This window comes from Flavobacterium channae (genome assembly GCF_021172165.1).
Taxonomy (GTDB): Bacteria; Bacteroidota; Bacteroidia; order Flavobacteriales; family Flavobacteriaceae; genus Flavobacterium; species Flavobacterium channae.
The window spans coordinates 2,597,307-2,611,390 of record NZ_CP089096.1 but is presented as its reverse complement, the minus strand read 5'-3'; the positions used below and the strand labels follow the sequence as shown (position 1 = coordinate 2,611,390).

Below are 14,084 nucleotides of genomic sequence, written 5' to 3'. Positions count from 1 at the left end.
ATTATGAAAAAAAGTTTTTTAAAAATAACCTCTCTATTTGTTTTATTTGTTCTAATTGTTTCATGTGATAAAGATTTTAATTCTTTAGATTCAGATGTTATTGGTGATCAGAATTTTGTTTTAGAAAAATACCCAGTAGAAAGTTTAATTGCTTACACAAAACAAACTGGATCTGTTCAAACAAATAATTTGCCTTTAAATGCACTTGGTATTTATAATAATCCACGATTTGGTCTTACAAAAGCCCATTTTGTAACGCAGGTTGAGTTGGGTAATGAAAACCCTTCTTTCGGATATAATCCAGTAGTTGATTCAGTTTATTTATACATTCCATATTTTGTGGATCCTGATTTTACTACTGAAGCTAGTGGAGAGAGAGTTTATGAATTGGATTCTGTTTTTGGTAATCCTATAACTGCAAAATTCAGATTGAATGTTTATGAGAATGGTTATTATTTGAGAGATTTTGATCCAACAGATAATTTGCAATCTTCTCAAAAATATTATAGCGATGAAAAAAATATTATTGATCCTTTTAAGGGGACAGAGCTTTTAAATAATAGTGTAAATACTGCGCAAAATTCTGAATTTTTTTATGATAAGAAAGAATTGTATATTTACAAAACAAATGGTGTTGGTTTGTATGTAGACAGTAACGATGATGTTTTAGCGGATCAAAATGATGTGACGTTACGAGTGATTAAAGAAAGAAAAACACCTGGAATGTGGTTGGATTTGAAAAACAGTTTCTTTCAACAAAAAATATTAGATGCATCATCATCTGGAAATTTATTTAACAATAATGTTTTTAAAAACTATTTCAGAGGGCTTTTATTTGAAGTAGAAGAAACAACACCAGGTCAGGGAGCTTTAGCTATATTGGATTTTTCAAAAGCGGAATTCAAAATTTTATACAAAGCTTCTGCAGAACCTACTGCCGAAAATCCAAACCCTGCTAGGACAAGAAGAGAGTTTTCTTTAAAAATGGGTTATAATGCATCGACTAATTTAAGGAATAATAGTGTGAACTTTTTTGATTACACTAGTTCAACAGAATACACTAATGGCTTAGCGGCTTCAGACGAAGTTGTAGGGAGTGATAAATTATACATTAAAGGAGGTAATGGTTCGCTAGCTTTTATTGATTTATTTGGAAATGGAGAGCTTGAAAGTTTGCGCGATAATATTGAGGCTAATAACTGGTTGGTTAACGATGCTCGATTAACATTTTACATTGATAAAGACGCAATGCTAAGTGCAACTGATGAGCCAGAGAGGATTTATGTTTATGATGCAACAAACAATGTAGTTTTGATTGATTATACGTATGATACATCAAGTGGATTAAATCCAAAAAATAATAAATTAATTTTTGGAGGAATTATTGAAAGAGAAGATTTGTCAAGTGGAGGTAAGGGTATTAAGTATACTGTAAGACTAACGGAACATATTAATAGAATTCTAAAAAAAGATGATAATGGAAATTATCAAAACAACATTAAAATAGGAGTTTCTGTTACTGAGTCTATTAACTTGGTTGCAACGGCGAAATTAAAAACGCCTTTTACGACAAACGGAGTAACGATTAATAGTTTGCCTTTGGCTGCAATAATTAATCCTTTGGGAACTGTATTATATGGAAATATTGTTACAGATCCTAATCCTGATGAACAAGCAAAAAAACTAAAATTAGACATTTATTTCACTAAACCTAATTAATAATATATGTGTGGAATTGTAGGTTATATTGGACATAGAGATGCGTATCCTGTAATTATAAAAGGATTACACAGACTTGAATATAGAGGTTATGATAGTGCCGGAATCGTTCTTTATGATGGGAAAGATTTAAAATTATCAAAAACTAAAGGTAAAGTTTCGGATTTAGAAGCTAAAGCTGAGTCTGAGAAAACTACAATCGGAAAAATAGGAATGGGTCATACACGTTGGGCTACTCATGGTGTGCCTAACGATGTGAATTCACATCCGCATTTTTCTAATTCAGGTAAATTGGTGATAATACATAATGGTATTATTGAGAATTATGAGCCTTTGAAGCAAGAATTAATTAAAAGAGGTTACACTTTTAAATCAGATACTGATACGGAAGTATTGGTTAATTTGATTGAAGAAGTAAAGAAAAACGAGAATTGTAAACTTGGAAAAGCTGTTCAGGTAGCTTTAAATCAAGTTGTTGGTGCTTATGCTATTGCTGTTATCGATGTTGAAAATCCAGACGAAATAGTAGCAGCTCGATTAGGTAGTCCTTTAGCAATAGGCATAGGTAATGATGAGTTTTTTATTGCTTCAGATGCAACTCCTTTTATTGAATATACTTCAAATGCAATTTATTTAGAAGATGAAGAAATGGCTATTGTAAGACTACACAAGCCATTAAAAGTTAGAAAAATTAAAGATGATTCTTTGGTTGATCCTTATATTCAAGAACTTCAGTTAAACTTGGAGCAAATTGAAAAAGGAGGTTACGATCATTTCATGATGAAAGAAATCTATGAGCAACCAAATGTAATTAAAGATACTTATAGAGGAAGACTTTTGGCAAATCAAGGAATTGTTCAAATGTCAGGTGTTGAGGATAATTTAGAAAAATTCTTAAATGCCAATAGAATTTTAATTGTAGCTTGTGGAACTTCTTGGCATGCTGGTTTAGTAGCTGAATATATTATTGAAGAATTTTCGAGAATTCCTGTTGAAGTTGAATATGCATCTGAGTTTAGATATAGAAATCCTATTATTAATAAAGATGATGTTGTAATTGCAATTTCACAATCTGGTGAAACGGCAGATACATTAGCTGCTATTAAATTGGCAAAAGAAAATGGTGCTTTTGTTTTTGGAGTTTGTAATGTTGTCGGTTCTTCTATTTCTCGTGAAACTCATGCAGGCGCATATACGCACGCTGGTCCAGAAATTGGAGTAGCTTCAACAAAAGCATTTACAACTCAAATTACAATCCTTACTTTGTTGGCACTTCGTTTAGCTAAAGCAAAAGGGACTCTTACTAATTCAAGTTACCAACGTTATTTGTTAGAGCTAGAAATCATGCCTGAGAAAGTTGAAGAGGCTTTATTGACGAATGAGGTTGCAAAACAAATTGCAGAAATATATAAGGATGCAACAAATTGTTTGTATTTAGGTAGAGGTTATAATTTCCCTGTTGCTTTAGAAGGTGCTTTGAAATTAAAAGAGATATCTTATATTCATGCAGAAGGCTATCCTGCTGCAGAAATGAAACACGGTCCAATTGCTTTAATTGACGAGCAAATGCCTGTAATTGTAATAGCTCCTAATAAAGGACATTATGATAAAGTAGTAAGTAATATTCAAGAGATAAAATCAAGAAGTGGAAAAATTATCGCAGTTGTAACAAAAGGAGATGTGCAAGTTAAAGCTTTAGCTGATCACGTAATTGAAATCCCGGAAACTAATGAGGTATTTACACCTTTATTAACTACAATTCCTTTGCAATTATTGTCATATCACATTGCAGTTTTAAGAGGTTGTAATGTTGACCAACCTAGGAATTTAGCAAAATCAGTGACTGTAGAATAACATTTTAGAAGCGAAATTGGAAAATTTCGCTTTTTTATTGCAAAAAATTCAAAAAATAAATTGCAAAATTGTTTTAGAAAAAACTATCTTTGCACTCGGAAAAATATATCATTTTTTCTGCACTAATTAGCTATTAAATAAATACATAAGCAATGTCTAGAATCACAGGAAAAGTTGCACAAATTATCGGGCCAGTTGTTGACGTCGTTTTTGATGACGCAAATAACGAATTACCTAAAATTTACGATTCATTAGAAATCACTAAAAAAGATGGTACTTTATTAGTACTTGAAGTTCAATCTCACATTGGTGAAAATACTGTACGTACCATTTCTATGGACTCTACAGATGGATTATCAAGAGGTACAGAAGTTGTATCTACTGGTGCGCCAATTCAAATGCCAATTGGAGGAGAGGTTTTTGGTCGTTTATTTAATGTAATTGGAGATGCAATCGATGGTTTAGGAGATTTACCTAAAGCAGGTGAAAATGGATTATCAATCCATAGATCAGCTCCAAAATTTGAAGACTTATCAACTTCTACTGAAGTTTTATTTACAGGTATTAAAGTAATCGACTTAATTGAGCCTTATGCAAAAGGAGGTAAAATTGGTTTATTCGGTGGTGCTGGAGTAGGTAAAACAGTATTAATTCAGGAGTTGATTAATAATATCGCAAAAGGTCACGGAGGTTTATCAGTATTCGCTGGAGTAGGTGAAAGAACGCGTGAAGGAAATGACCTTTTAAGAGAGATGTTAGAATCTGGAATTATTAAATATGGTGATGAATTCATGCACTCTATGGAAAATGGAGGATGGGATTTAGCTAAAGTTGACAAAGAATTAATGAAAGATTCTAAAGCAACTTTCGTATTCGGTCAGATGAATGAGCCACCTGGAGCACGTGCTCGTGTAGCTTTATCTGGTTTAACAATCGCAGAATATTTCCGTGATGGAGCAGGAGATGGACAAGGAAAAGATGTACTTTTCTTCGTTGATAATATCTTCCGTTTTACACAAGCAGGTTCTGAGGTATCTGCGTTATTAGGACGTATGCCATCAGCGGTAGGTTACCAACCTACATTAGCAACTGAGATGGGTGCTATGCAAGAGCGTATTACTTCAACTAAAAAAGGATCTATTACATCTGTACAAGCGGTTTATGTACCTGCGGATGACTTAACTGACCCGGCTCCTGCAACAACGTTTGCTCACTTAGATGCTACTACAGTATTGTCTCGTAAAATTGCTGAGTTAGGTATTTATCCAGCGGTAGATCCATTAGATTCTACTTCTCGTATCTTAACTCCAGAAATCTTAGGAAAAGAGCACTATGAGTGTGCACAAAGAGTAAAAGAGATTCTTCAAAAATACAAACAATTACAAGATATCATCGCTATCTTAGGTATGGAAGAGTTATCAGAAGATGATAAATTAGCTGTAGCAAGAGCACGTCGTGTACAACGTTTCTTATCTCAGCCATTCCACGTAGCAGAGCAATTTACTGGTATTCCTGGAGTATTAGTAGATATCAAAGATACTATAAAAGGATTTAATATGATTATCGATGGTGAGTTAGATCACTTACCAGAAGCAGCATTTAACCTTAAAGGTACTATCGAAGAAGCTATCGAGGCTGGACAAAAAATGTTAGCAGAAGCATAATAAATATAGTGTTCAGTTAACAGTGGCAGTAAACAGAATACTGAGACTGAAAACTGAGACTGAAAACTAAAAGAAAATGATTTTAGAAATAGTATCACCAGAAGCAACATTATTTAAGGGAGAAGTTATCTCGGTAGCGGTTCCTGGAATTAATGGTGAATTTCAAATGCTAAATAATCACGCGCCAATTGTTTCATTGTTAGCAAAAGGGAATGTGAAAATTAATGCTCAAAACTTTAAAATTGAAAAAGAATTTGTTTCTAAATTCAACAAAGTAAATGAGCAAACCTATTGGTTACCTATTAATTCGGGTACAATAGAAATGAATGAAAACAAAATTATTGTTTTAGCTGACTAAGACAATATAGAATTATAGTAAAAAGTCCTGCAATTTGCAGGACTTTTTTTATTTAAACGATTGATATTTAGGTTTTTTTTTGATTAAAATGTTTCTAGGCAGATTATTTGTTTATTTTTGTTCAACAAACAATTTTTATGAAGTTAAAATATTACTTAATTTTATTAGTGACAACTTTTGCGTTTTCTCAAGACAATTGGCAAAAGAAAATGTCAGACAGGAATGAAAATTTTTTCGATATCGAAAGAGATTTTGAGGTTTTTAAGCAATCTGTAATGAATAATGGGAAAACCATTCCAAAAGGTTTTGGTATTAAACAATTTGAGAGATGGCGTTATTATTGGAAAAACAGAGTTGATGTAAATGGTGTTTTTCCTATTGAAGGCTATGTTTTAAATGAAATACAAAGATACAGTAACTATCAATCTAATTTTAGATATGCATCAGGTACTGGAAATTGGCAGCAATTAGGTCCAATTCCTACCCCTTTAAACGGAACAAGTCAATTAAATGGAAGTGGAAGATTAAATTGTGTTACTTTTCATCCTACAAATCCAAACATTATTTATGTTGGTGCCCCAGCAGGAGGCTTTTGGAAATCAGAAGATAATGGAGTAACTTGGAGAGAATATTCTAGTGGTTTAGTACGACTTGGAGTTTCTAGTATAGTAATTCATCCTACAAATCCAGATATAATTTATATTGGAACTGGAGATAGAGATGCGGGAGATGCACCTGGTTATGGTGTATGGAGAAGTACTGATGGAGGTTTAACATGGACATCTAGAAATAGTGGAATGGGTAATGTTACAGTCAATGAAGTAATAATGGACCCAACGAATTCTAATCGACTTATAGCAGCAACAAGCAATGGTAGAATTTATAGAACTACCGATGCTGGAGCAACTTGGACGGGAGCAACTTCTTTAGGTACAAATCCAAAAGATATTGCTTTTCATCCTACAAATGCTAATATTATTTATGTAGGAACATATAGTAGTGGAAGATTTTATCGTTCAACAGATGGAGGTGTAACATTTACACAAATTACAAGTGGTTTAGGTACTACTGGAAATCGCTTAGCTTTAGCAGTTTCGCCTAATCAACCGAATTGGGTTTATGCATTAATAGGTAATTCTTCAGGTTTAGTTGGTATTTATAGATCTACAGATAGTGGGTTAAATTTTTCAACAAGAACAAGTACACCAAATATTTTAGGGTATGATACTACTGGTGGGACAGGAAGTCAATCATTTTATGATTTAGTTATTGCTGCAGATCCAACAAATGCAGATGTTATTTACACAGGAGGAGTTAATCTTTGGAAATCAACTAACGGAGGTTCAACTATGAATTGTGTTTCTTACTGGGTTGGAACTAGTGGCGCAATTGATGGTGTTCATGCTGATCAACATGCATTAGAGTTTTCGCCTTATACTAATGATGTTTATTCTGGTAATGATGGAGGTTTGTATGTAACTTCTGATGGCGGAACAAATTGGAATGATTTAAGTAACGGATTAGCAATTGCTCAATTATATAAAATTGGAGTTTCACAGACTGTTGCAGATTTAGTTATAAATGGACATCAAGATAATGGAACATCTGTAAGTAGGGGATCAACTTTTTCTACCGAGATTGGAGGAGATGGGATGGAATGTATTATTGATCCTACTGATGAAAATTATATGTATGGTGCATTATATTATGGAGATATTCGTCGTTCTACAAATGCTGGTTCAACTTTTTCAGGCAGTATTTCAAGTTCAATTACTGAAAGTGGACCATGGGTTACACCATATAAATTAGATCCTAATAATGCTAATACAATGTTTGCAGGTTTTGCGAATATTTGGAAAAATACGACTGTTCGTACAGGTACTTCTTGGACACAAATTTCAAGTTTTGGAGGAACAAATTATATAACTGATATTGCAATTGCGCCTTCAGATAGTAATGTGATGTATGTTTCAAGAGAAGGGACAAATAAATTTTATATAACAACAAATGCTTTAGCAGCAACTCCTGCTTGGACAGATATTACGGCTAATCTACCTGTAGCTTCAACACCTAAAGACATTGAAATTGACCCTACAGATCCAACACATTTATTTATTGCTTTAGGTAATGATATTTATGAGTCAACTAATAGTGGCGTAAGCTGGACAAATATTGCTGGAACACTTCCAAATATTTCTTTAAATACGATTGTTATAGATAAAGATAGTAATGTAGATGCAATGTATGTTGGGATGGATGTAGGAGTTTATTATAAAGATAATTCTATGTCAGATTGGACTCCTTTTGGAACAGGCTTGCCAAATGTAGAGATTACCGAGTTAGAAATTCATTATAATAATAATGAATGTAAAAGCACTATTTATGCAAGTACTTATGGACAAGGTTTATGGAAAGGAGATTTGAAAAATCCTGGAAATTTAGCACCAAAAGCTTGTTTTTATGCTAATACAACAAATGGATGTGTTGGAAACACATTTACATTATACGATAATTCAGATTATACACCTACATCATGGTCTTGGACAATTACACCAGCTACCTTCATTTATGTAGATGGAACATCAGCATCTTCACCAAATCCAAAGATTCAATTTACTGCGGCTGGTAATTATACAGTAGCTTTAACAGTGACTAATGGTTTTGGAAATGATATAAAAACGAATCCATCATATATTCAAGTTAATGGTGGAAATATAGCAACCGCATTAAATGATAATTTTGAATCTTATGCGTTGTGTGGAGTATCATCAGATTGTGGAACTACGGTTTGTGGATTAGGAGGATTATGGTCTAACTTAACAAATGGATCTGAAGATAATATTGATTGGAGAGTAGACGAAAATGGGACTCCTTCAGCTAACACGGGTCCATCAGTTGATTATAATCCAGGTACTTCAGCAGGGAACTATATGTATATTGAAGCTTCTAGTTGTTCAGGTCAAACAGCAATTTTAGAGAGTCAATGTATACTTTTAGACCAAGAGTATGATTTTGTTTTTGCATACCATATGTATGGAACATCTATGGGAAGTTTACATTTGGATGTCTTTGTTAATGGAACTTGGAATGAAGATTTTATTCCTGCACTTACAGCTAATACTGGAAATGTTTGGAATGTTTCAACTACACAGTTATATGCTTATCAAGGAGAGACAATAAAGATTAGAATTAGAGGAATTACTGGAAATGGTTTTGAATCAGACATTGCAATAGATGATTTGAAATTTGTTCCAAAGTGTTCTGCTACTACAACTTGGAATGGAACAGCGTGGTCAAATGGACTCCCATCAACTACAAAATCTGCGATTTTTACAGGAAATTATTCTTCTACTAGTGATTTAAATGCTTGTACAGCAACAATAACAAATAATGCACAAGTAATTTTTAATTCTGGACATACTTTTATTGTAGATAGTAATTTAACAGTAAATGCAGGTTCATTATTAACTATTGAAAATAATGCAGCTTTGCGTCAAGTAAATGATAGAGCATCAAATAGTGGAAATATTATTGTTAAACGAGATGCTTCAATAATGAATAGGTTAGATTATACAGCATGGTCTTCACCCGTTTCAGGACAACAATTACAAGCTTTTTCACCAAATACGGTGTCTACTCGTTTTTACGAATATTTGTATACAGGAACGACAACAGCTACAGCATATCAATCAGTTGATCCTACAACTAATTTTATGGAGGGTAAAGGTTATATGATTCGTGCTGATAATTCGTATACTGGACCAACTGTTTTCAACGGTCAATTTACTGGAGTTCCTTTTAATGGAATTGTAAATCAAAATATTGGAACAGGAATCAATGTTATAGGAAATCCATATGCGTCTCCTATAGATGCAAATACTTTTTTGGAAGATAATACTAGTATTGGAACCTTATATTTCTGGACAAATACGACTCCTGCAAGTGGAGGTTCGTATCCGCAAAATAATTTTGCGGCTTATACAAAAGGAGCTGGTGGAGTTCCTGCATTTTCAAGTGCTAAGATTCCTAATGGAACTATTCAAACAGGACAGGGTTTTTATATTCAAACAAATGCTACTGCTGTTGCAGAATTTAATAATGCACAAAGAGAAAATGCTTCTGTAAGTACTCAGTTTTTTAGAAATGGCAATGATAATGTAGAAAAAGATAGAGTTTGGCTAAATCTAAGTAAAGATGATATGCCATATAATCAAATTTTAATTGCTTATGTAGAAAATGCTACAAATGGAGCAGATTATGGTATAGACGGAAAAACATTAAGTCAAACTAAAACTACGCTTTATAATATTGTAGAAGATAGTGAATATGTAATTCAGGGAAGACCTTTGCCTTTTACTGAAGACGATATTGTGCCATTAGGATTAAGAGTAATTACGACTGGTACTTATAGTATTTCTATTGATAATCAAGAAGGTTTGTTTAATAATCAAGATATTTTCATTAAAGACAAATCAATAAATATGATTCATGATTTAAAAGTAAGTCCTTACATGTTTACATCTCAAGACGGTATATTTAACGAAAGATTTGAAATTGTTTATAAAGATAGCACATTGAGTAATGACGATATTATTGATGAAGCTTCGGTTAGTGTTTTTGTGAACAATGAAGTTGTTTATATCAACTCTTCTAATGAATTTATTAAAGAAGTAGTCGTTTTCGATTTATTAGGAAGAAAAATATATCAAAGTAGTAATGTAAATCAAAAAGAAATGAAAATTTCTGGTTTACATTCTAGTAATCAAGTTTTAATGGTTAAGGTTAAACTTGAAAATAATCAAGAGTTAACTAAAAAATTACTGTTCAAATAAAAGTCAAATAAAAAGTCCTGCAAATTGCAGGACTTTTTTTATTTTTGGATACATGAAACTACCTAAATCGTTACAAGAAAAATTAAATAAAAGAATTGCAAATAATGCTTTGCGACAATTGACAACTCAGTCAATTTCAAGAATAGATTTTTCTTCTAATGACTATTTAGGCTTTGCTCAATCCGAAACTATTTTCAACCAAGCACATCAATATTTGTTAGATAATAATATTAAAAGTAATGGTGCTACAGGGTCACGTTTGATTTCTGGAAATCATTCTTTATATAATGATGCTGAAAATTATATTGCGCAGTTTCATAATTCAGAATCGGCTTTGATTTTTAATTCAGGTTACGATGCTAATGTTGGCTTTTTCAGTGCAATTCCACAGCGCAACGACTTTATTTTATATGATGAATTGTGTCACGCCTCTATTCGTGATGGAATTCAAATGAGTCATGCAAAATCATTTAAATTTTCACATAACAATATTCATGATTTAGAAGAGAAAATAATAAAACTTAAAGCGCATAGCGGAACAATTTATATAGCAACTGAATCTGTATTTTCAATGGATGGCGATGTCCCAAACTTTGAAAAAATGATTCAAGTTGTTGAAAAACACAACTGTTATTTAATTGTAGATGAAGCTCATGCATTAGGAGTTTTTGGGGAAAAAGGTGAGGGTTTGATTCAAAGTTTAGGTTTTCAGGATAAAGTTTTTGCACGAATAATGACTTATGGTAAAGGATTAGGTTGTCATGGTGCAGCAATATTAGGAAGTCATGAATTGCGCACTTATCTAGTTAATTTTGCAAGAAGTTTCATTTATACAACCGGACTTTCTCCTCATAGTGTAGCAACTATTTTAGTTGCATATAAAGAACTGTCTTCTAATATTTCGGTTATAAAACAATTAAATTCTAACATTGATTTTTTTAATCAAACTAAAAATGAGTTGAATCTAACAAATGTATTCGTGACAAGTAACTCTACAATACAGTGTGCTATTGTTCCGGGTAATGAAAAAGTAAAAAGTATTGCAAAACAACTTCAAGAAAAAGGTTTTGATGTAAAACCTATTTTATCACCAACAGTTTCTGAAGGTCAAGAAAGATTGCGTTTTTGTTTGCATTCGTTTAATAAAAAAGAAGAAATTACTCAAGTATTATTTTTGTTGAGTACAATTATAAATAATGAATAAAGAAACATTTAAAATAGTTGCAACTTATATTTATTCGTCTGAGGCTATTATTTTCAAAGGAAAATTAGAGTCGGAAGGGATTGAAGCCTTCCTTAGAGATAACTTTACAATAGATACAGATCCTTTGGTAAGTAATGCTGTTGGTGGTGTAAAGTTATATGTGAAAAGTGAGGATTTTGATCGTGCAATTGAAATTTTAGACTCTATTCCTAAATATGAACTTACTGATGATGGAAAACCAATAGTTTGCACAAAATGTGGTGGTAATCAGGTACAACAGTTTTCAGTAATAGATGATGCTAAGTCTTTCTTATCAATGTTAATTGCTTTGTTATTTATTGTTCTGCCATTATATATTAAAAGAAGATATCGTTGTAAAACGTGTCATTTTGAATTTAAAAAAGAGAAAAAATAATATGAAAATATTTATTACAGGAATAGGGACTGATGTTGGTAAAACAATTGCTTCTTCAATTGTAGTTGAAGCTTTAGAGGCTGATTATTGGAAACCGGTTCAGGCTGGAGATTTAGATAATTCAGACAGTCATAAGATTAAAAGGTATATATCTAATTCTACGACTAAAATTCACGATAATAGTTATAAATTAAATACTCCTGCAAGTCCACATTTAGCAGCAGAAATTGATGGAATTACAATTAATCTGAAAGAAATCAAAGAGCCAAAGACTGAGAATAATTTGATTATTGAAGGTGCGGGAGGTATTTTAGTTCCTTTAAACACAAATGATTCTATAATTGATTTAATTAAAAAAGATTATAAAGTTATTGTGGTTTCAAGACATTATCTAGGAAGTATCAATCATACTTTGATGACAATTGAAATGCTGAAAAATAAGAAAATAGAAGTAGCTGGTATTATTTTTTCAGGCGATGAAAATCAGTCAACGGAACAAATTATTCTATCTAAAACCAATGCTAAATTTATCGGAAGAATTGAAAATGAACCTTACTTTGATCAAAATGTAATTAAATATTACGCTGATAAGTTTAGAGATAATCTTTTAGCTTTATAAATCAATTTAACAATAAGTAAAAAGGCAGATTGTTTATCTTTGCATTACAATTATAAGAAATAGTTGAAACCTTATCTATTTCTTTCATTTTCTATACCATGAACCTTACAGAGAGAGATAAATTATACAACTGGCACCCATACACCCAACATAAAACAGCAAATAAGTTTCCTGCAATTGTTAAAGGAAAAGATGCTTTGTTGTGGGATGAAAATAATAAAGAATATATCGATGCAATTGCATCTTGGTGGGTAAATCCATTCGGACATTCTAATACTGTAATTGCAGATGCTATTTACAAACAATTAACCACTCTAGAGCATGTTTTGTTTGGTGGTTTTACTCATGAACCTGCAGTTCTTTTGGCTGAGAAATTAATGGAAATTTTGCCTTCTAACCAAAAGAAACTCTTTTATTCTGATAATGGTTCTACATCGGTAGAAGTGGCTATCAAAGTGGCCATGCAATATTTTTACAATCAAAATAGTAAAAGAACTAAAATCATTGCATTTGAAGATGCATTTCATGGAGATACTTTTGCAGCAATGGCAGCAAGTGGAATTTCTTTTTTTACGGAAGCATTTCAAGGTTCGCTTTTGCAAGTAGATAGAATTCCGGTACCAACAAAAGGAAATGAAGAAAAAACGATTCAAGCTCTTGAAGAATTGGTACAAACTAATGAATATGCAGCTTTTATTTTTGAACCATTGGTACAAGGTGCGGCAGGAATGGTTATGTATTCTCCAGAAATTTTAGATAAATTATTGACTATTTGTAAACAGAATAATGTATTTACAATTGCCGACGAAGTAATGACAGGTTTTGGAAAAACAGGTAAAACATTTGCGTCGGATTATCTAACACATAATCCAGACATGATGTGTTTGTCTAAAGCTTTAACTGGTGGAACAATTCCAATGGCAATTACAACTTTCACTCAGGAAATTTTTGATGGATTTTATGATGAAGATACCAATAAAGCATTATTCCACGGTCATACATTCACAGCAAACCCAACAGGATGTGCGGCAGCTTTAGCTAGTATCGAATTGTTACAAACTGATGAAATTCAATCAAGTATTACTAGAATAAATCAAAGTCATTTGAATTTTGAAAACGTAATTAAAAATCATCCAAAAGTGAAAACTACTCGTGTGCTTGGAGTGATATTTGCTTTAGAAATAGTAACTAATAGTGAAGAATCATATTATGGTAAACTTAGAAACAAGTTGTACGATTTTTTTATTGAAAACGGCGTTATTTTGAGACCTGTAGGAAATATTGTCTACATTTTACCGCCATATATTATTTCACAAAATCAACTGGAAAAAGTATATCAAACAATTGAAAAAGCGTTAGAATTAGCGTAGTTTTGTACCATTGTTATAATTGATTTTGTCTTTTCGACAACTTTAATTA

9 protein-coding genes are annotated in these 14,084 nt (G+C 32.1%); all 9 read left to right on the top strand.

The window, feature by feature from the left end; all coding sequences use genetic code 11:
• The first annotated feature begins 3 nt into the window (after positions 1-3).
• The 9 genes from bamH (at position 4) to bioA (ending at position 14,035) form a co-directional block, all read left to right on the top strand.
• Positions 4-1,719 (top strand): BamH family beta-barrel-assembly machinery protein, encoded by a 1,716-nt coding sequence (gene bamH / locus LOS89_RS12135; RefSeq protein WP_231835506.1) that lies wholly within the window; start codon positions 4-6, stop codon positions 1,717-1,719.
• A gap of 6 nt (positions 1,720-1,725) precedes the next feature.
• The gene (gene glmS, locus LOS89_RS12130) at positions 1,726-3,573 is read left to right on the top strand and encodes a glutamine--fructose-6-phosphate transaminase (isomerizing) (RefSeq protein ID WP_231835505.1); all 1,848 of its coding nucleotides are present in this window, start codon (positions 1,726-1,728) and stop codon (positions 3,571-3,573) included.
• 152 nt (positions 3,574-3,725) lie between these two features.
• A complete protein-coding gene (atpD, locus tag LOS89_RS12125; protein WP_231835504.1) occupies positions 3,726-5,237 on the top strand; it encodes a F0F1 ATP synthase subunit beta in 1,512 nt (503 codons plus the stop codon).
• A gap of 76 nt (positions 5,238-5,313) precedes the next feature.
• Positions 5,314-5,595 (top strand): F0F1 ATP synthase subunit delta/epsilon, encoded by a 282-nt coding sequence (locus LOS89_RS12120; RefSeq protein ID WP_231835503.1) that lies wholly within the window; start codon positions 5,314-5,316, stop codon positions 5,593-5,595.
• 137 nt (positions 5,596-5,732) lie between these two features.
• Positions 5,733-10,427, top strand: coding sequence for a RemA C-terminal-like gliding motility protein (locus LOS89_RS12115; RefSeq protein WP_231835502.1), 4,695 nt, complete (start codon positions 5,733-5,735; stop codon positions 10,425-10,427).
• 52 nt (positions 10,428-10,479) lie between these two features.
• Positions 10,480-11,631: an aminotransferase class I/II-fold pyridoxal phosphate-dependent enzyme gene (locus tag LOS89_RS12110; protein ID WP_231835501.1), complete on the top strand. Its 1,152-nt coding sequence runs from the start codon at positions 10,480-10,482 to the stop codon at positions 11,629-11,631.
• Entirely contained in the window at positions 11,624-12,046 is a 423-nt protein-coding gene (locus tag LOS89_RS12105) for a putative signal transducing protein (RefSeq protein WP_231835500.1), read from the top strand. Before LOS89_RS12110 ends, LOS89_RS12105 begins: the two co-directional genes overlap by 8 nt.
• A gap of 1 nt (position 12,047) precedes the next feature.
• Positions 12,048-12,665, top strand: a complete 618-nt coding sequence (bioD, locus tag LOS89_RS12100; RefSeq protein ID WP_231835499.1) for a dethiobiotin synthase — start codon at positions 12,048-12,050, stop codon at positions 12,663-12,665.
• Between the two features lie 98 nt (positions 12,666-12,763).
• Complete coding sequence (gene bioA, locus LOS89_RS12095) at positions 12,764-14,035, top strand: adenosylmethionine--8-amino-7-oxononanoate transaminase (protein WP_231835498.1); 1,272 nt, start codon at positions 12,764-12,766, stop codon at positions 14,033-14,035.
• Positions 14,036-14,084: the final 49 nt, after the last annotated feature.